Origin of the sequence: Rhizobium sp. LjRoot98 (genome assembly GCF_964252935.1) — a bacterium.
Lineage (GTDB): Bacteria > Pseudomonadota > Alphaproteobacteria > Rhizobiales > Rhizobiaceae > Pararhizobium.
This window is the reverse complement of the sequence record NZ_CAXUPW020000009.1, coordinates 174,187-191,877: the sequence shown is the minus strand read 5'-3', so window position 1 is coordinate 191,877 and position 17,691 is coordinate 174,187. Positions and strand designations below refer to the sequence as shown.

At 57.9% G+C, this 17,691-nt stretch carries 18 protein-coding genes and 1 pseudogene; 13 read left to right on the top strand and 6 right to left on the bottom strand.

The features are described from left to right. Window positions 1-89: 89 nt before the first annotated feature. Window positions 90-395: pseudogene (locus tag ACSQ3J_RS24235) on the bottom strand (damage-inducible mutagenesis protein); the annotation flags it as partial. A gap of 205 nt (window positions 396-600) precedes the next feature. On the opposite strand from ACSQ3J_RS24235, the gene ACSQ3J_RS24230 reads away from it, so the two are divergent. The 3 genes from ACSQ3J_RS24230 to dinB all read left to right on the top strand — a co-directional run bounded on the left by ACSQ3J_RS24230 (window position 601) and on the right by dinB (window position 2,780). Further along, window positions 601-918 (top strand): hypothetical protein, encoded by a 318-nt coding sequence (locus tag ACSQ3J_RS24230; RefSeq protein WP_436040505.1) that lies wholly within the window; start codon window positions 601-603, stop codon window positions 916-918. Between the two features lie 24 nt (window positions 919-942). Next, the gene (locus ACSQ3J_RS24225) at window positions 943-1,620 is read left to right on the top strand and encodes an SOS response-associated peptidase (RefSeq protein ID WP_436040504.1); all 678 of its coding nucleotides are present in this window, start codon (window positions 943-945) and stop codon (window positions 1,618-1,620) included. 95 nt (window positions 1,621-1,715) lie between these two features. Next, entirely contained in the window at window positions 1,716-2,780 is a 1,065-nt protein-coding gene (dinB, locus tag ACSQ3J_RS24220) for a DNA polymerase IV (protein WP_436040503.1), read from the top strand. 365 nt (window positions 2,781-3,145) lie between these two features. Here the strand turns inward: dinB and ACSQ3J_RS24215 are convergent, their stop codons facing one another. Together ACSQ3J_RS24215 and ACSQ3J_RS24210 are read right to left on the bottom strand one after the other, a co-directional pair. Beyond that, window positions 3,146-3,292: a DUF1127 domain-containing protein gene (locus tag ACSQ3J_RS24215; protein ID WP_436040502.1), complete on the bottom strand. Its 147-nt coding sequence runs from the start codon at window positions 3,290-3,292 to the stop codon at window positions 3,146-3,148. A gap of 166 nt (window positions 3,293-3,458) precedes the next feature. Next, window positions 3,459-4,439 carry a 3'-5' exonuclease gene (locus tag ACSQ3J_RS24210; RefSeq protein ID WP_436040501.1) on the bottom strand — a complete coding sequence of 327 codons (981 nt, stop codon included), beginning with the start codon at window positions 4,437-4,439 and terminating at the stop codon, window positions 3,459-3,461. Window positions 4,440-4,963: 524 nt separating this feature from the next. Here ACSQ3J_RS24210 and ACSQ3J_RS24205 point away from each other — a divergent pair. The 6 genes from ACSQ3J_RS24205 (at window position 4,964) to ACSQ3J_RS24180 (ending at window position 11,044) form a co-directional block, all read left to right on the top strand. Continuing rightward, window positions 4,964-5,713, top strand: coding sequence for an exonuclease domain-containing protein (locus ACSQ3J_RS24205; protein WP_436040500.1), 750 nt, complete (start codon window positions 4,964-4,966; stop codon window positions 5,711-5,713). 534 nt (window positions 5,714-6,247) lie between these two features. After that, entirely contained in the window at window positions 6,248-7,072 is an 825-nt protein-coding gene (locus tag ACSQ3J_RS24200) for a transporter substrate-binding domain-containing protein (protein WP_060501764.1), read from the top strand. Window positions 7,073-7,145: 73 nt separating this feature from the next. Then, the gene (locus tag ACSQ3J_RS24195) at window positions 7,146-8,426 is read left to right on the top strand and encodes an NAD(P)/FAD-dependent oxidoreductase (protein ID WP_436040499.1); all 1,281 of its coding nucleotides are present in this window, start codon (window positions 7,146-7,148) and stop codon (window positions 8,424-8,426) included. 18 nt (window positions 8,427-8,444) lie between these two features. Continuing rightward, entirely contained in the window at window positions 8,445-9,416 is a 972-nt protein-coding gene (locus tag ACSQ3J_RS24190) for an amino acid ABC transporter permease (RefSeq protein WP_436040498.1), read from the top strand. Between the two features lie 19 nt (window positions 9,417-9,435). Continuing rightward, a complete protein-coding gene (locus ACSQ3J_RS24185; RefSeq protein ID WP_244481855.1) occupies window positions 9,436-10,281 on the top strand; it encodes a DMT family transporter in 846 nt (281 codons plus the stop codon). A 13-nt stretch (window positions 10,282-10,294) separates the two neighbouring features. Continuing rightward, the gene (locus ACSQ3J_RS24180; RefSeq protein WP_436040497.1) at window positions 10,295-11,044 is read left to right on the top strand and encodes an amino acid ABC transporter ATP-binding protein; all 750 of its coding nucleotides are present in this window, start codon (window positions 10,295-10,297) and stop codon (window positions 11,042-11,044) included. A 63-nt stretch (window positions 11,045-11,107) separates the two neighbouring features. Here ACSQ3J_RS24180 and ACSQ3J_RS24175 read toward each other — a convergent pair whose 3' ends face one another. Beyond that, window positions 11,108-11,920, bottom strand: coding sequence for a PfkB family carbohydrate kinase (locus tag ACSQ3J_RS24175; RefSeq protein ID WP_060501757.1), 813 nt, complete (start codon window positions 11,918-11,920; stop codon window positions 11,108-11,110). A 123-nt stretch (window positions 11,921-12,043) separates the two neighbouring features. Further along, window positions 12,044-13,057, bottom strand: a complete 1,014-nt coding sequence (locus ACSQ3J_RS24170) for an SIS domain-containing protein (protein WP_060501755.1) — start codon at window positions 13,055-13,057, stop codon at window positions 12,044-12,046. A 227-nt stretch (window positions 13,058-13,284) separates the two neighbouring features. Here ACSQ3J_RS24170 and ACSQ3J_RS24165 point away from each other — a divergent pair, with 227 nt between their 5' ends. The 3 genes from ACSQ3J_RS24165 (at window position 13,285) to ACSQ3J_RS24155 (ending at window position 15,683) form a co-directional block, all read left to right on the top strand. Beyond that, window positions 13,285-14,016 (top strand): GntR family transcriptional regulator, encoded by a 732-nt coding sequence (locus tag ACSQ3J_RS24165; protein ID WP_436040496.1) that lies wholly within the window; start codon window positions 13,285-13,287, stop codon window positions 14,014-14,016. Between the two features lie 291 nt (window positions 14,017-14,307). Further along, complete coding sequence (locus ACSQ3J_RS24160; RefSeq protein ID WP_436040495.1) at window positions 14,308-14,559, top strand: SemiSWEET family sugar transporter; 252 nt, start codon at window positions 14,308-14,310, stop codon at window positions 14,557-14,559. Next, entirely contained in the window at window positions 14,484-15,683 is a 1,200-nt protein-coding gene (locus tag ACSQ3J_RS24155) for a sialidase family protein (RefSeq protein WP_436040494.1), read from the top strand. Before ACSQ3J_RS24160 ends, ACSQ3J_RS24155 begins: the two co-directional genes overlap by 76 nt. Before the next feature lie 696 nt (window positions 15,684-16,379). Here the strand turns inward: ACSQ3J_RS24155 and ACSQ3J_RS24150 are convergent. Continuing rightward, the gene (locus ACSQ3J_RS24150) at window positions 16,380-16,676 is read right to left on the bottom strand and encodes a DUF982 domain-containing protein (protein WP_060501747.1); all 297 of its coding nucleotides are present in this window, start codon (window positions 16,674-16,676) and stop codon (window positions 16,380-16,382) included. 829 nt (window positions 16,677-17,505) lie between these two features. Between ACSQ3J_RS24150 and ACSQ3J_RS24145 the strand changes: the two genes are divergently transcribed. Further along, window positions 17,506-17,679, top strand: a complete 174-nt coding sequence (locus tag ACSQ3J_RS24145) for a hypothetical protein (RefSeq protein ID WP_200956613.1) — start codon at window positions 17,506-17,508, stop codon at window positions 17,677-17,679. Window positions 17,680-17,691 lie beyond the last annotated feature (12 nt).

Sequence of the window (17,691 nt, the reverse complement as noted above, 5' to 3'; positions counted from 1 at the left end):
CCACCAATGGTATCGACACCGATACGGTTCGACAGCTCGGCCGTCGCGCTGCTCGTAATAGATAGGCTTGGTCCGGTCTAACGAAGTGTCAGAGCTGCCTGCGCCAAGGCCGGGGCAAACAGATCCGGCCGTGTCAAGCACCACAGCACATCGCCCTTGGTGCGCGCAACGATGCCGGCGACAAACAGAGCGGCGGCCGCGCCATGAACCGCGTCGGCGCCGCCGCCAGCCACCTCGTGCAAAGCGCCACAAGCTAGACCACCACCGGGCAGCTTTGAATCAATCTCGGCAATTCCGAACGACAGCACCTCGCCCTTGCGCGCAGCTCCGCCTTCAAGCCGCCGGATGCGGTCCTGAAGCTCGGAAATAACGGGATTGGCGGCAGTGATTGGCATGGTCTCTTACGTCGAGGGGGTGTTTGCACACCCAAAAAAAGCTGATATGTTCTGTTTTTGTTCCTTAACTAACGATGAGTCAACGGACAAGAATCGGGTGGACGGCGGCCAACATCACGAGATGGCTGTTGCCCAGTCGATTCATCAAGCAGATTCAATTCGATGCAGAATGTGACGAAAATATCGTGGATGAGAAAATAGAGATATGCCCGGCCTGTTGACGCTCAGAGATTTCAAGGGACCGGTGATCACCGTCCAATGCAAGCCGTGCGGTCAGCAGGGAGAACTTGATCGCAAGACGCTGGTGAGAGAGTTTGGCGCCAGCATGCGTTTTGTGGATCTGCGCCGCCGGATGGCGATGGGCTGCGACAAGATGCATTGCTCCGATGGGCGCGATAGATGCGGAACGCAATTCCCGTGTTTGCTGGAGGCAGGCGTGGCTGTTGAGATGCAAGCGTCCACGTGTTCGGAGAAGCTCTCAAAGCTTGATTACGATCCAAAAGGATCGGAAACTTCGCCTTGACCGACATTGGATAGGAGGACGGCAATGTGTAATCTCTACAATGTGACGACCACCCGCGATGCGGTCCTGCAGTTTACCAAAGCATTCCGGGACCGGGCCGGCTGGAACGAAGCCTCCGTCGATGTTTATCCAGGCTATCAGGCGCCGATTGTCCGCGTTGCTGAGGACGGACAACGCGAGATTGCCAGGGCGACCTGGGGAATGCCGTCGCCGCCTGCCTATGTGAAAAACTACGACCCGGGCGTCACTAATATCCGCAATGTAAACTCCCCACATTGGCGCCGATGGCTTGGCCCGACCAGCCGCTGCGTGGTTCCGTTCACCTCCTTTGCCGAGCCGGATCCAGCCAGCAAGATTGAGGGCGGACGGGTGCCTAATGCCTGGTTCGCGGGCAACGAAGAGCCGCCGCTGATGTTTTTCGCAGGCTTCTGGACCCCGTGGAAGGGCGTGCGCAAAGTCAGGGATGGCGAACAGGAATACGAACTCTTCGGATTTCTGACGACCTCCCCCAACGAGATCGTCTCGCCGATTCACCAAAAGGCCATGCCCTCCATCCTGACCACGCCTGAAGAAGTCGAGACCTGGTTGACAGCACCGTGGGATGAAGCCCGCCACCTCCAGCGTCCGCTCCCAGGCAACATGCTGGTGATCGTGCCGCCACAGGCCAAACCGAAGCCAGACGAGGAAGGTCTGTTGCTTTGATCACCGGCACCATGCACGACCAGAGCAGTTAGGTGCCTGTACACCAAATGCCCGCGTACCATGTTGGAACCGACGTAATGGGGAGCGTGTAATCTGTGCGCAAAATCATCCATGTCGATATGGATGCTTTCTATGCGTCTGTCGAGCAACGCGACAATCCGGCGTTGCGCGAGCTACCATTGGCCGTCGGCGGATCGGCGGCCCGTGGTGTGGTGGCGGCCGCGAGTTACGAGGCGCGCGTCTTCGGCGTGCATTCGGCCATGCCGTCGGTCACCGCCAAGCGCAAATGCCCCGAGCTGATCTTTGTGCCGCCGCGCTTTGACGTCTACAGAGCGGTTTCTCTGCAAATCCGCGAGATCTTTGCCGAATATACGCCGCTGATCGAACCACTGTCGCTCGACGAGGCCTATCTCGATGTCACCGACAACTTGAAGGGGATGGAGATTGCCACCGAGATTGCGCTGGAGATCCGTGCGAAGATCAAGGATATAACCGGCCTCAACGCCTCGGCTGGCATCTCCTACAACAAGTTCCTGGCGAAGATGGCGAGCGATCTCAACAAGCCGAATGGCCAGGCGGTCATTACCCCGAAGAACGGACCGGGTTTCGTCGAGATGCTTCCTGTCAAGAAGTTCCATGGCGTGGGGCCGGCGACAGCGGAGCGGATGAAACGGCACGGAATCGAGACGGGGTTTGATCTGAAGTCGAAGTCCCTCGCCTTCCTTCAGCAGCATTTTGGCAAGTCCGGTCCGTATTTCTACGGCATCGCCCGTGGGATCGACGAACGACAGGTCAGGCCCGATCGCATCCGCAAGTCCGTCTGCGCCGAGGACACCTTCGTCAAGGACATTGATGATTTCGATCTCGCCAAAGGCGAACTGCGGCCATTGGCGGAGAAAGTCCGGAAGTATTGCGAAGCGCACGACATCACGGGGAAGACCGTGACGGTCAAAATCAAATATTCGGATTTCAGCCAGGCGACACGCAGCCAGACAGTGCCGGGAGCCGTCTCCAACCTCGACCAGATGCTGGAGATTGCAGAGACCCTGCTCGCCTCGGTATTCCCGTTCAAACGTCCGGTGCGGCTCCTAGGGATCACCCTTTCGTCGCTCAACACCGAAGAGAGCGGGCAAGAACCGCAGCTCGATCTGGGACTTTGATGCAGCCGGGCCTCGAAACGAAAAAGCCTGCCGCGGGAGGAGGTGCGGCAGGCTTTTCGAAAAGAACCGAACAGCGACTGGGAGGAGGAGTGTCGCCGTTCCGACAGACGTCCCTTGGGAGGAGGAGCGGGCCGTCTGAAATCGAAGCTGTGCGGGAGGAGGTGCATCGCTTCGATGAAAACCAGAATACCCATTCTCGCCGCACATTAAATAGACTTTGCTGCAGTGCAGCTATGCAGAGAATGCAGGACCTCATCCGTGACGAAAGAAATCTCCAGCACAGCGCCTCGCTGTGGGCCAGATACAAAAAACGCCCGCGTCATCAGCGGGCGTCGTGTCATTCAGGTCGGCTTGCAAACAGTCGCTTAACGAGCGACCGATTGGCGGGCAAGGCTGTGAATGTCGGCACGATCGATGCCTAGATCCTGCAGTTCGCGCGAGCTCATGCGGCCAAGTTCGGTAACGGTCTGACGATACTTGCGCCAGTTATGGAAAGAGCGTGCTACGTTCATGATGATCCCCTTTCGTGAGGTCTCTTGACGCCAGCAACCTAGCTTTGGTTCCAACGTCGTTTCGATGATTAGAATATAGGCTCTTGGACGCCCATCGATAAGGCACAAGGTCTCAGGTCGGCCATGCGCTCAAAGCATGGGTCCAATCAAACGACGGACGGAGCTATCAGGCTCGGAAACGATCGAAGGCGGTGAGCCGTTTGATCGGGGGATCTGCATCGGGATAGCGGTAGATTTCGGCCCTGAGATAGCGGAGCTCATCATCAAGCGCTTCTTCCCCAACCTCGATCCACCAGGATTTGGGACGGCCGTCGCTTCCGTCGGACCAGCGATAGCCTCGCGTCTTCAAGTGATCCTTCATGTCGAAGGGGCTGTTCTCCGCAAAGATCCGCACGCGCGACCTTTGGCTTGCGCAATAAAGCTCGGCGAAAGCGGTGGAATCCGACCCATTCACTTCCCTTGCCAGGACCTCCAGAAGCGCAAAGCAATCATCGACCGCACGATGTCCCTCATGAAAATATCCCGCTTGCCCGACAAGATATCCGAGTTTGGTACCTTCATATCCCCGCGACGACCAGTCGATCTCGGAGTTGGAGCAAGCCCAGGCCTTGCCGGAAAACAGCTGAGAAAACGCCTCGCAGAATGGCCGGTCGAAACCGGCATTGTGGGCGATCAGCAGATCGGCAGGGCCGATCAGCGCCCGCAACGCTGCCGTGTCGATCGACTGCCCGGCCACCATATCGTCGGTAATCCCGGTGAGCCTGGTGATCTCAATGGGAATGGAAACGCTTGGCTGCTGAAGTCCACCGTAGATGCCGGTCACGTCACCAATACTTCCTGTCGCATCGAAGGTAAAAGCGATCACGCCAATCTCGGTGATCTCATCCTTGCGAGCATTGAGGCCCGTGGTCTCGGTGTCGAGAATGACGCCCTTGAGGGGGTACTCTGGCCGGGCGAATGAAGCTATTGCGCGCGGCATAAGTTTCTGCAGGATCCGATAGCGACCCGTCTGCGACAGATGACGGACCATGTCCTCTTCACTCATGGGGATGGTATTCTTGTCGGGTTTGGCGGCGTTGGACGAGCCACGCGTGACCACAGGGCCGGGCGGAGCCCGCTCCGAAAACATGTCAAACTGTTCTGCCATTGCTGTTGTCAAAGCCCCGCCGCCAATTTGCCCCCTTCAAAACACGGCACGATCGGCAGATCAACCTTGTTGGGGGGGTGCGATTTCAGGCAGGCTTTCCAGCAAAGTTCGCAACCTCGCAATTTTTCCAACCTCAGTTCACAGGTGCTTGTGCGAAATGGCCAAAACCAAAAGTAGGGATATCAGCTGGAGCGGGAACCGCGAAAGCCGTTCGCCTCCCGCACGATCGGTCAAAAGGGTTGCCGCAGGAGGTTCAGCATCGCGACGGCGATGCCGGAAACCGGGACCGACAGCCCGGTGCGCGGGTCCATTTATGCCAGCGAGTGGCACAGTGCCGCATTCGGAGATAGAAGTGCGACATCCTTTGTGGGAGCCGAAACACAAATGCTGCAACTTACAGCTCTCGCGTTTAACCGCTGAGGCGCGATCCTGCATATCCTGACCGCCAGCTTGATCGGTGACGGGGAACAACATCAGCTCGGGCTTACCTTGTAGATAGAAATTAGCGCAGTGAGAAAAAACTCGTGTCAAAAGCCCGCATTCGTGTCATCGATCTTGAGACCGCCGGAAACGGACCAAACGACGTCTGCGAAATTGGCTGGCAGGATGTCGTCCAGGAAGTTGATGGCATCTGGATCGTAAGCGAGGAGCGCGGATCGCTACTGGTCAACCCAGGCCGGCCGATCTCTCCTGAAACGATGGCCATTCATCACATTCTCGATGAACAGGTCGCTAACGCGTCCTTCTGGAAAGAGATTGCCTCGACGGTCTTGCGACCCGTCGGCAGGATCGATGCCCTCGCCGCTCATCGGGCTGCCTTCGAGCAGCGATATTGCACACCGCGACTGACCGGTGAGGTTTCGTGGATCTGCACCTGGAAATGTTCGCTGCGCGTCTGGCCTGAACTGCCCCGGTTTTCCAATCAGATGCTGCGTTATCAGCGTATGCCACAAGGTCTGGTCCATGAGATCGGATTGCCAGCGCATCGGGCCATGCCGGACGCGTACGTGACCGCTCATCATCTGCGAGACCTGTTGAACGCTGCATCGCTCGAACAGCTACTGGTGTGGAGCACCGAGCCCGGGCTTCTGCCCCGCGTGCCTGCCGGCCCGGAGCGCGGCAAGAGCTGGGACCGTGTCGGCACGGAAGCGCTCAGTGAATTGCTCCGCGACCGAGACGCCGACGTCCGGTTCAGTGCCCAGACAGAACTGACAAAGCGGGGTGAGCTTGGAACTCCAACGGTTGCCGAACCGCAACAGAGGTCGCTGTTATAAGCGATGATCCAAAGTCCACCTTGTCACCCGCCGGCAGGTACTTCGTGGTACAAGGACGTCTTTGGCGAAAAAGCAATCCAGCTCTTGGTGAACACACACGTGAGTTGTTGTTTTGCCGACAGATTCAAGCGGGGATCTTCTTATCCTCGTATCTTCACTAACTCAAACCCTGAACCGTCATAGCGTGCCGGTGTCGATGAGCCGGTCCAACCGGTTTTAAATCCGGCAGTACGCAAATCCCATGCCGTACAGCCGAATAACATCTGGGCAGACGGTCACACGGCACCGCATAATAGCGCCGAGGTCTTGCATGGCGCAGAAACTAAACACCGGACATTACGATGACTGGATTGACCGGCGAACTGGCGTCCTCTTTTTGCAATATTGCAATGCACCATGGTGATCCCGCCGCATTCGCTCATCGCAATTACTCACTAACTCTCCCCATTGCACCGTTGACAGTGGCCGCTTTCCCATCAATTATTGTTGTCAGACATCTTACAAAATGTCGTCAAACTGTCTTTGGGAGGCACCATGAATATCTTTTCGAAGCTTCTGGCCGGCGCTGCGCTGCTGGCTGCCACAAATTCTGCCTTTGCAGGCGAAACGCTTGACCGCGTCTTGGAAAACAAGGCTATGGTCGTCGCGACCAACAGCAGCTGGCCTCCGCAGAGTTTCCTGGATGACAACAACGAGATGGTCGGGTTCGACATCGACGTTTCGCGCGAGATCGCCAAGCGCCTCGGCGTCGAGGTTAGCTTCCAGACCCCGGATTGGGCAACGCTTACCGGCGGTCGCTGGCAGGGGCGCTACGACATCGGCGTCGGCTCGGTCACCCCGACCAAAGCGCGCGCTCAGGTCATCGACTTCGCCGGCATCTATTATTACAGTCCTTATGTCTACGTCGTTCACAAGGACAGCACGGCAAAGAGTGTTGACGACCTCAACGGAAGGGTGATCGGCGTCGAGACGGCGACCACCTCCGAAGACTTCATCAACCGCAAGCTCGAAATCGATGCGCCGGGCCTGCCGCCGATGGAATACAAGCTGCAACCGGGTGAAATTCGCACATTTGCCGATTCCATGCTCCCCTTCGATGACCTGCGCCTCGGCCCGGGCGTGCGCCTCGATGCAGTGATCGCGCCTGAGCAGACAGCGATGAACGCCATCAAGAACGGCTATCCGCTGCGTATCCTCGATGGCGGCTACGCCTTCCGCGAACCTCTCGTCGTCATCGGCGAAAAGGTCGATCCGGAATGGACGGCAAAGGTCGGCAGCATCATCGCCGACATGAAGAAGGATGGCACGCTCGCCTCCCTCACAGCCAAGTGGTACGGCAAGGACTACAGCGCCGACTAAGACGCACAAGTAATGCCGGTTCGGGATCACATCCCGGGCCGGCATTACCTATCCTGCCTGAAGCGAGCCCGACATGACATATCCCGATACCTACTACCGCCGCACCATGGCCAATGGCGCCGAGCGGCCGACCCTTTCCGGCGCCATCGACTGCGATACCGTGATCATCGGCGCCGGCCTTGCCGGGTTGACAACAGCATTGCAGCTTACCCGTGCCGGCGTTTCCGTCGTTGTGCTAGAGGCAGAAAGCATCGGCTTCGGCGCATCCGGCCGCAACGGCGGCTTCGTCAGCCCCGGTTTTGCAACCGGTGGCGATGCGATCGCACGGGCCACCGGCAAAGATGCCGCGCGAAAAATCCATCAGCTCTCGATCGAGGGTGTCGATTTCGTGCGCGACACGATCCGTGATCTTGGCATCACCGACGCGAAGCCGCAGCCGGGCATCATGAGCGTGTTGCGCCACGATGGAGGCGGCAGCCTGAAGCAGCATGCCGACGAGATGCGCAGGGAATACGGCTACGAATACGAATATATTGGCACGGATGCGGTTCGCAGCCGGCTGAAATCAACACGCTATTTCCAGGCTCTGCGCGATCCCAAGGCCTTTCACATGCATCCGCTGAACTATCTGCGGGCGGTGGCCAAGGAGATCGAACGTCTCGGCGGGCGTATCTACGAAAACTCCGCCGCGACGCGCTGCGACGTCAATGGCGCGGAAAAACGCGCCAAAACTGCCAACGGCCAGGTGAAGGCCCGCCACATCGTTTTCACCACGGGCGGTTATACCGGCTCGCTGGTCGGTAAACTCAAGCGGTCCTACCTCCCGATCGCCACCTATGTGATGCTGACCGAGGAAGCGCCCGAGCTCATTCGCGAAGCAATCACCACGCGTGACGCGATCGGCGACAATCGCCGGGCCGGTGACTACTACCGCCTGGTGGAAGACGGCAAACGCATTCTTTGGGGTGGCCGTATTACCACCCGCGCCGCCTCGCCTGCAGCCCTCGCCCAGGAATTGCGGCGCGAGATGATCGGTACCTATCCGCAACTCAGCGAGCTGAAGACGGAACTCGCCTGGTCAGGCCTTATGTCCTATGCCCGTCATCTCATGCCCCAGATCGGCGAGATGCAGGCCGGGGTCTGGCATTGCACCGCATTTGGCGGGCATGGCCTAAATACGACGGCGATCGGCGGCAAGCTCATTGCAGAAGGTATTCTCGGTCAATCGGGTCGCTACAAATTGTTAAAGCCCTTCGGCCTCGTCTGGGCCGGCGGAACCGCCGGGCTCGCCACGGCACAACTTACCTATTGGAAATTACAGGCGCAGGACTGGTGGCGTGAGCGCGGCGCCTGAGACGGGGGAGGAACATCGATGATTGGAAAACTGATACTTACTTACCCCGCGGCGGCCCGTCGCATCGGCATAGTGCTGATCTTCGCGCTTGTTGCAGCCTCACTTTACGCACTTGGCATCAGCTCAGCGTGGATCGGCAAGCTCTTCCCCTCGGCCATAGACTGGTTGAAGGAGAACAGGCAGCTTGGCCGGATCGTATCGTCGATCACGATTGCGCTTATCGTCGCCTTTAACTGGAAGCTGCTGCAGCTTCTTCCGCGCCGTCAACAGATAGTGGCCGTCTGGATCGAACTGTTCGCGCTGCTGATGCTGTTCTTTTATTCGTTCGACCTGTCGATCAGCTTTATCATCCGCAAGATCGGCTTCATGATCTCGCAGGGCGTGGTGACGACGCTTTATATTTCGGCGATTTCGATTGCGATCGCCACAGTGATCGCGTTGGTAGGTGCGATCGCCAAACTGTCGAAGAACGGCGTGATCTACGGTCTTGCCACCTTCTACACCTCGTTGTTTCGTGGCCTGCCGCTGTTGATGCAGATCTACATCATTTATCTGGGCCTACCGCAGGTCGGATACGTGATCAGCGCGGTCCCGGCCGGCATCCTGGCGCTCTCGCTCTGCTATGGCGCGTATATGACAGAAATCTTTCGAGCGGGGATCGAAAGTATTCACCGCGGCCAGACGGAGGGTGCAACCGCGCTTGGCCTCAGCCCGAACCAGACAATGTTCCTCGTGATCCTGCCTCAGGCGATGCGGGTGATCGTGCCGCCGACTGGCAACCAGTTCATCGCCATGCTGAAGGATAGTTCGCTCGTGTCCGTGGTTGGCGTGTGGGAGATCATGTATCTCGCCCGCACCCAGGGGCAGACGGAGTTCCGCCATATCGAGATGCTGATCACAGCCTCGATGATCTACTGGGCGCTGTCGATCGTGCTAGAGCTGCTTCAGTCGCGCATCGAAGCCCGTTTCGGTCGGTTCAATGCCCGCTGAAGTATTAGCGGTCGGGGCAATGTCGCCGCGAAACCTGCGCGCCGTTTTGATCGTGCTGTGCGCCTTTGCAGTCTTTTCCGGCACGGACGCGCTTGCAAAGCTCTTGGCGCAAAGCTTTCCTGTGCCCCAGGTGACCTTCATGGTGACGGTCACAGCGCTTATCGTCGTCGTCGGCTCTGCGGTTTCTTCCGGCCGCGCCGGCACGCTCTGGCCCCGTCACCCGCGGTTGGCTTTCGTGCGCGCCGGGTTGCTCGCCGGAGATACGATCCTGATCTATTACGCCTTTGCCGCATTGCCGCTTGCCGAAGCCTATGTGGTTGCGTTCCTGTCGCCTGTGCTGGTGGCGGTACTTGCCTTTATCTTCCTGCGCGAGCGCCTGTCGAGGGCGGGCTGGGCCGGCGTTCTACTCGGCTTTGCAGGTGTCATCGTTGCCCTTCGCCCCGGTGTCGTGCCAATGAATTTCGGTCATGCGGCCGCGATCGGGTCTGCCTTGCTCTTTGCCGTGTCGCTTGTTCTACTGCGCCGTACGCAGACGACGGAATCCGACGCTGCCCTGGTGGCGAGCCTGCTGGTCGTGCTGAGCGTGCTCTCCCTCGTCGTTGCGCTTGCTGGTAGCGGCTTTGAGCCGGTCGGATTTATCGATCTTGCGACAGTAACCGTCGCCGGTCTCCTGTTGTCTGCCGGTCATGCGCTGCTCGTGCGTGCGTTTCGTATCGGCGATGCGTCCGTGGTTGCGCCTTTTCAATACAGCCAGATCATCTGGGGTTGTCTCTATGGCGCCCTGCTGTTTGGCGCTCCTATCGAAATCCATACACTGGCCGGCGCCGCGATCATCATTGCATCCGGCTGGGTGCTCGTGAAATAACTGGAGGAAATTGATGCAGCAATCGTCCAACCTCACCGAGATCAAGCTTTCCGGCGTGCACAAGTGGTACGGGCAATATCACGCGCTGGACGACATCAATCTCGATGTAGCAAAGAGGGAGCGCATCGTCATCTGCGGTCCGTCCGGCTCGGGAAAGTCCACGCTGATCCGGTGCATCAACCGGCTTGAGGTGCACCAAGAGGGGCAGATCGTCGTTGGTGGGGTCGAACTTACGGAAAATGAGAAGAACATCGAGAATGTGCGCCGGGAAGTCGGCATGGTGTTCCAGCACTTCAACCTTTTTCCGCATTTGACCATTCTTGAAAACTGCATCCTGGCACCGGTCTGGGTGCGCAAGATGAGCAAAGGCAAGGCCACGGAGATTGCAATGCACTATCTGGAGCGCGTCAAGATTCCGGAACAAGCCAACAAATACCCCGGCCAACTTTCCGGCGGCCAGCAGCAGCGTGTGGCGATCGCCCGTGCGCTGTGCATGAACCCCAAGGTCATGCTGTTCGACGAGCCAACCTCGGCGCTCGACCCGGAAATGGTTAAGGAAGTGCTGGATACGATGGTGTCGCTTGCGCAAGAAGGCATGACGATGATCTGCGTGACCCATGAAATGGGTTTTGCCCGCCAGGTGGCCGACCGGGTGATTTTCATGGATCAGGGGCGGGTGGTGGAAGAAGCCGCACCGGTAGATTTCTTCGACAACCCGCAGCACGAGCGTAGCCGGTTGTTTCTCAGTCAGCTCCTGCACTGAGAGCCACACGAAAACGCGACCGGCGACATTTTGCCGGTCTCCTGTTTTCCGGCTCGGCTTGTTTCAGAGTGGCTTCGGTTCCTGCGGAAAACCGCCGACATGGGTGCAGGTGCGCGCTGCGCATTCGCGTCCTGAGACGAGGCTCGTTTCGAGACTGCCGCCAGCGACGAAGGCGTGGAGAAACCCCGCGATAAAACTGTCGCCTGCTCCGGTAGTGTCGACGACGGCGACGGGCGTGATGCCGGTTTCCGCATATTCCTCACGGCTCATCGCGGCCGAACCATCGCCACTGCGGGTGACAACGGCCACCTTGGCCCCGCCGTTAAGGCACACCTGCATCATAGCTTCGGCTTTCTGCCGATCTTCACCCGCCGAGCCGAAGGCAATGCGCAGGTTGTCGACTCCGATGTGAGCGGGCTGGTTGTTGACCGAGACATCCTGCGAGACGCTGATGCCGGCCTCCGCCAGCCTGCGGCGCACGGTGCCCCGATCGGCGATCCAGCCGATATGGACATGATCCATGCCAGCGAGAGCCACAAAATCCTCTTCGCTCGGGATGTAGTCCTGGCAGACACCAAAATCCTCAAAGGCGAAGATGCGATCGCCGGCCTCGGTAATGTCGATATTCGTATAGGCGGTTTCACCGGGCAGCACCTGCATGTGTTCGACCCGCACACCTTTTTCCGCCAGCAGGTCGCGGGTGCGCGCGCCGTCGGCATCACGGCCGACGGCACCAAAATAATAGACCTCGTGGCCCAGCATGCCGAGTTGGACGGCGACATTGATGGCATTGCCACCAATCAGCGACTGCCCGACGGGAGGCTGGAAACGATCGACGCAATTGTCGCCGACGACGGCGAAACGGTAACGGGACATGGGACCTCGAATGATCTGTCAATGGCAAGGCCGCGACTATCATTGCGACAATCACGGCCTGTATCTGGCGGCCAGCTCCCGGAATTCTTGAGGCTGGCGATTGCGCATAATGCCGATGGCTTCTTAGTAGGCAACCTTCTTGTAATAGCGGCGCGTCGTCAGCGGGTGATTGCGCATGACTTCGAGATGGGCGCTGATGCGCTCAAGTACCGTTGCCAGCAGGATCGGTGAAATCAATCCGCGCACTTCCGGCGAGATGCCCGGCAGCTCGAAATCCGCAGTGTCGAGCACGGCGAGCTTGTCGGTGTAGTTCGGCGCGAAATTCTCGACCCGGTCGGCGACCGGACGGCACTCGTCCTCGCCCTTGAACAGGATGACGCTGACATTCTTGTCGACTAACTCGAGCGTGCCGTGGAAGAAGTCCGACGCATGGACCGGGCGGGTGCGGATCCACTGCATCTCCTCGAGAATGCACATACCGTAGTAGAAAGCTTCCGACCAGACGTTACCGGCACCGGTGACGATGTGGTAGTCGGAGCCAGCGAGGATCTTGGCAAAATCTTCAGCCTTGCTCTCGTAAGTGCGCTTGACCTCGAGCAGGAGCTTGGGGAGGCTCTGCAGTTCGCCGATCAGTTGGTCGTAGTTGGCGATTTCGGCGCGCTGCTTCATGATTGAAAGCGCCACGAACAGCGATTGCAAATAGAAGGACTCGCAGGATGTGTCGTCTTCTGCAAAATTAACGAAGACATGATCGCCACCCTTGCCCATCGGCGTTTCCTCATGGCCGACGAGCGTCAGGACAGTTGCCCCGATCTCCTTGATCTTCGCAAGCAGAGCGACGCTCTCCTTAGTGGTGCCGGAAAGCGACGGCATCACGACGATCGATTTCTTCGTAAGGTTTGCCGAGCCGGTGATGACGAGTTCAGCTGTGAGGTCCAAAAAGGAGGGGAAGCGCGAGTTGCGCTGAAGCAGCTGGTAGGCGGGCTGCATCAGTATCGCGGCCCCTCCGGTTCCCAGGAAAAATACGTTATCGGATCCCGCGGCTATGCAGCCTGCGATCACGTCGTCAAAGCGCTTTGCAAGGCCGGCAGCGCCGGACTGGATGCGCAGGTATCTGTGTTCGTCAAAGTTCAGCATGGAAAACTCTCTGTTGTCATGATCATGGCTGCCCAGGATCGCCTCTCCAACTTGTCGCCCCCGACAATGTTGTAAGACAACTGACATCTATGGCTTGGACTGTCAAGAGATATTGAAAACGGTGTCCCGAGACGACGCCATGTAACGTTTCTCTGAAATTCCTTCGCTTGACCTTTGCAGATTTGTCAGACAAGAAAATGAGCATTAGGATAGATACGAGGATTGCCTTGGACGAGCCCCTTCGCGACACGCGCACCCTAGTAATTCAGCTTCGTGATCGCATTGCCGAACTCATACGGGACGAGGGACTCCAACCCGGCGACAAGCTGCCCACGGAAGCACAGCTGACGACGCGGTTCAAGATTTCGCGACCAGCCCTGCGTGAGGCGCTGAAGCTGCTCGAGCAGGATGACATCATCTATGTCGAGCACGGTCGCGGCCGGTTCATTTCCGCGATTTCGGCGGTGCAGGTAGATCGGCCGATTACCGCTTTCGAGAGCGTGACCGACATGGCACGCCAGTATGGTTACAAGCCGCAGAACAAGGTTCTATCGATCTCCGAGGAGACGCCCACTGATACGATTTCCAAGCAGTTGCGCCTTGAGGCGGGGGAGCGCGTGATCCGCATCGAGCGGCTCCGCCTCGAAAATGATATACCGATCATGTACTGTCTGGACTATGTTCCGCGCAGCATCATCCCGGCTCGGCTTTACGATATCGACTGGAGCGGATCACTGCTTTCGTTGCTTGAGCAGCACAAGCAGCGTCCGCGCATGTCGGCCGCGTCCGTCACGGCTGTGATGCTGCCTGATGACGTCGTCGAGCGCAACGATCTGCGCGATTTTGGCCCTGCCCTCCTAATCACCGAAACATGTTTCAATATAGCGGGAATGCCGGTTGTCTATGCAATTGACTATCACCGCGGCAGCCATTTCACCTTCAGTCTGGTGCGCAAATAGACGACTGCTTCCATTGTTTCCTGGCCCCTTGAACCGGTCGGCCCAAACGCAGCGGGTTTTCGCATCCGAACGTTACGAAAAACCGTTTTAATTGACAGATGTCTGACAATTGCGCGCGTTCGGTGGTTATTTTGCACCGGGTAATCCGCCGAACAAAATCTAACAAAGGTGTGGCGCGTGGCAGCCGGAGACCCCTTCCGCAGACCACGTAAGCCAGTCGATGTTTGGGAACCAACTCCTTGTCGGTGAGTTGACGGGTGGCCATCCCGGTCACACAGTCAAGGACTAAACATGGATACAGCGCTTGTGATAGGCTATCTAGCCTCTCTGTGCTCCGTGACGAGCTTCGTCCCGCAAGTCTGGAAGGTCTTCAAGACGGGTGACACCGCTGCCATCTCGGCCCGGATGTATGCCTTGACTGTATCAGGCTTCGCTCTTTGGTCGGCGTTCGGATTGATCCGCGGCGAATGGCCTATCATCTTGACGAATACGATCTGTTTTTGCCTGTCGGGCTGCATTTTCTTGAAGAAGCTGAGCAGATGATACTTGATTTGGGTCCCGATCCATCCCGATGTGTTATCGCACGTCCGCAACATGTCGAGGTCTACCGCAAAGCTGGAGAGTTTGCCGGATGGCCAGCGAACTATGGCTTGTGGATCTGGGACGATGAGGTCGTGGTTGTTTTCGCGCAGGGTCTGCTGGGACGCGAAGGCAAGATCCATGCCCGCGATCGCGACCACCCGTTTCGCCCGCTTCAGGCACGCAGTCACGATGGTGGCATGACATGGGCAGTTGAACCTTTCCTTGGGCAGGTTCCCGGCGCTGAAACACTCTCTGCGGACGAACATGTGGTCGAAGGGCTGCGTGCTGGCCGCAACATCATTCCAGGGCGCGACCTCCAGCCCTTGACCATTCCAATAGATTTTCTTGACCTGGATACGATTGTCATGGCGGCGAGGACGGGAATAAGCCGCGCGGTTAGCTGGTTCTACGTCAGCCGTGATCGCGCACGAACCTGGCAGGGGCCGTACGCTTTCGGCGATTTCGGATTGCCGGGGATCTCGGCGCGTACCGACATCATTCCAGTCTCGGCAAACGAAGCATTGTTCATGCTTACTTCATCGAAGTCCGATGGCAATGAAGGACGCATCTTTTGCGCGCGCACGACGGATGGCGGACGAACGTTCTCTTTTCAAGGCTTCCTGATGGAGGAGACAAAAGGCTACGCCATCATGCCGTCATCGGTGCGGCTACCTGAAGGACGTATCGTCTCGGCCGCTCGTCGAATGGGAACGGGAGAAGAAGGCTGGATCGACATCTTCATGTCCGATGACCTTGGTATCACCTGGAGGCAAGTGGGCGGTCCCGTACCGACAGGGTTCGGGGGCAATCCGGGGGCATTGCAAATCCTGCCAGATGGACGGCTTGCTTTGATTTACGGATATCGCGACAAGCTCTACGGAATCCGACTACGCATGAGCGATGATGGAGGTCGTACATGGTCTCGCGAAACCGTTGTTCGCCGCGACGGTGGGTCTCCTGATCTAGGATATCCTCGTGTGGTGGTGAAACCGGACGGTTCGCTGCTTTGCGTTTACTACTTCAACGAGAAAGAAGACGGCGAGCGTTTCATCGCAGCGTCTGTGGTAATGCCCAAATCGCGCTGATGATTTTAGCCATCGTTGAAAGACTGTGTTTGTAGCTCCACGGGCGTGCTTTCGCAGGACCTGAGGCAACCGGTCTTCTCAATGCCGTCGTGAAGCCTGACGTTCACCGGCGGCCATTGTATTTCGAATGGGTTGCGGTTTTCATCCGCGTGAATTTTCCGTCTCCCCCGTTCCGTCCGAGCAAAGATGGACACTGGCCTTTATTCGAAAGTAACGCGCCTTCGGCGAAGAGGGCTCCACCGGTCGAGCAAATTTCGCAAAAAAGGCCCCGGAAAACCGAGGCCAATTTCGAAAAGAGGAAGAGACTGAGGGGTCAACTCTCCTGCCGGTTTTTTGTTCCCGCCGCCCTTGCCATGACCGATGTAGCTGGACGACTTCCAACGAGACCGGGCGCGTTAACAGTTTCCGTTCGTCGCTAACGCCGCTCTGGAAGAAACGTAACAGCTGGCTGGCGACCATCTGCGTCTCGACGCTATCCGGGTGGGGTCTTTTCAGTTCCGTGCAGCGAACATCAATAACGCGGCTCAATTACTAGACCCATCTCGCGAAAAATACTCCGTATGAGCAGCTTCCACACGGCGACGAGGTGGTCGACTCGATGAAGTGATATGCTGGCATGTCGCCTCTGGATCATGTATCGGCCGCCGCCCTATCGTGTGGGAGCGGCAGCCATCGACAATCCCTGTCGAAGTGTCGCTATCGGAAGCCCGGCCGGTGATCCTTCGGCCAAGAATGCGTCGGCATTGCCGAGGTGACGCCGACACCAGCCTCGTAGCAGGCCGCAACAAAGGCGTCGCGCGCCACGGCGACAGGCGTGGTTCTGTTCAGGGCACCCCGGCAGCTCGCCACAGCATTCTTGTAGCGGTCTCCAGTCTTCACGGGCCATTCGTTTTCAAGAAAGTCCAATGCTTCGTAAACGCTTGAAAACATCCGGGTCACTCCCGACTGCAAGCGGGCATTCAAGGGCACATTCCAGTGTACGTCTTTTTGCATGCTTCAGCTCCTATTCTGCCTTCCCGGAGGCATCGAAATGGATATCGTGCGATTGCGTCTGGCATCAAGATCCGTGCTCCAACTCAAATCGATTAAATATTCGCGACCGAGAGCGTATGTTATGAGCGCACCCGGATTATGGGGGAGCCCCCGCGAGGTTTCACCTTGAGACGTCGTGGAAAACACGTTTCCACAGCATCGCATATTACTGGAACAGCGATTGCATGCGGCCTGTCGTGTCAGTCGGATCACCATTGCGCGGCTTTGCTGACGCTGCTCGTCGGCCATAGCACTGACACCCTTCCTTGGCGCACCATACGACAGCGTGATTCAAGAAGGATTTATTACCGGCCCCAGCCTGACGCATCGTTGAAATGAAATCTGCCAGGCCTGATGAATGCTCCACGGCCGCTGGGGTGCAGCCCTGTACTCCAGCGGAACTGACGGAAGCTGTGTATCCAGCTTGGGATCTCTATTAAAATAGCTTGGTGCGCTGATCGTGCCTCGGGCGCATCCCATGATCCGGCGGGGCGCGCTTTCATGGAGAGGCGTGGTGGGTTCCGTTCTCATGCCTGACGAATTTATCCGCTACCCCGCCAACCTGCCACGGAACCTTCCTTTGAAGCCTCAGTTAGGCAGTCGGAGGATTACAAATGCGTAACGGCCCAATCATAGCAGCGATCATCGTCGCCTTGGCCCTTTTGTTCGCGCTTGTGCTGCTACTACCAGGCCATGGCGATACGACCCCTGGACAACCATCGCCTCACGCAATCGATCAGTCTCAGTAGAGACCGGAACTCTAACCGATTGACCGTGGAAGGATATCATTGTGGAAGACAGAGAGACTCCAATCGGACTGGCGCCATCTGCTGATCCACCCGCGCAGAAACGGCGCAAGGTCTTTGCCGGCCGCGGCATCGTCATGGTGATTGCCAGCATCGCAGTTGGCGCATTCATACTCTATGCGTTTATCGCCATGTATGGCATTCTGTCTTCTCAGTAGGGCCACCGCATG

Excerpts from the sequence above, each read along its gene's own strand:
- ACSQ3J_RS24180 (WP_436040497.1), top strand. The coding sequence starts at position 10,295 with ATGCAGCAATCGTCCAACCTCACCGAGATCAAGCTTTCCGGCGTGCAC.
- ACSQ3J_RS24210 (WP_436040501.1), bottom strand. The coding sequence starts at position 4,439 with ATGGCAGAACAGTTTGACATGTTTTCGGAGCGGGCTCCGCCCGGCCCT.
- ACSQ3J_RS24185 (WP_244481855.1), top strand. The coding sequence starts at position 9,436 with ATGTCGCCGCGAAACCTGCGCGCCGTTTTGATCGTGCTGTGCGCCTTT.
- ACSQ3J_RS24155 (WP_436040494.1), top strand. The coding sequence starts at position 14,484 with ATGGCCTATCATCTTGACGAATACGATCTGTTTTTGCCTGTCGGGCTG.
- ACSQ3J_RS24230 (WP_436040505.1), top strand. The coding sequence starts at position 601 with ATGCCCGGCCTGTTGACGCTCAGAGATTTCAAGGGACCGGTGATCACC.
- ACSQ3J_RS24200 (WP_060501764.1), top strand. The coding sequence starts at position 6,248 with ATGAATATCTTTTCGAAGCTTCTGGCCGGCGCTGCGCTGCTGGCTGCC.
- ACSQ3J_RS24170 (WP_060501755.1), bottom strand. The coding sequence starts at position 13,057 with ATGCTGAACTTTGACGAACACAGATACCTGCGCATCCAGTCCGGCGCT.
- ACSQ3J_RS24225 (WP_436040504.1), top strand. The coding sequence starts at position 943 with ATGTGTAATCTCTACAATGTGACGACCACCCGCGATGCGGTCCTGCAG.
- ACSQ3J_RS24195 (WP_436040499.1), top strand. The coding sequence starts at position 7,146 with ATGACATATCCCGATACCTACTACCGCCGCACCATGGCCAATGGCGCC.
- ACSQ3J_RS24215 (WP_436040502.1), bottom strand. The coding sequence starts at position 3,292 with ATGAACGTAGCACGCTCTTTCCATAACTGGCGCAAGTATCGTCAGACC.
- ACSQ3J_RS24175 (WP_060501757.1), bottom strand. The coding sequence starts at position 11,920 with ATGTCCCGTTACCGTTTCGCCGTCGTCGGCGACAATTGCGTCGATCGT.
- ACSQ3J_RS24160 (WP_436040495.1), top strand. The coding sequence starts at position 14,308 with ATGGATACAGCGCTTGTGATAGGCTATCTAGCCTCTCTGTGCTCCGTG.
- ACSQ3J_RS24190 (WP_436040498.1), top strand. The coding sequence starts at position 8,445 with ATGATTGGAAAACTGATACTTACTTACCCCGCGGCGGCCCGTCGCATC.
- ACSQ3J_RS24150 (WP_060501747.1), bottom strand. The coding sequence starts at position 16,676 with ATGCAAAAAGACGTACACTGGAATGTGCCCTTGAATGCCCGCTTGCAG.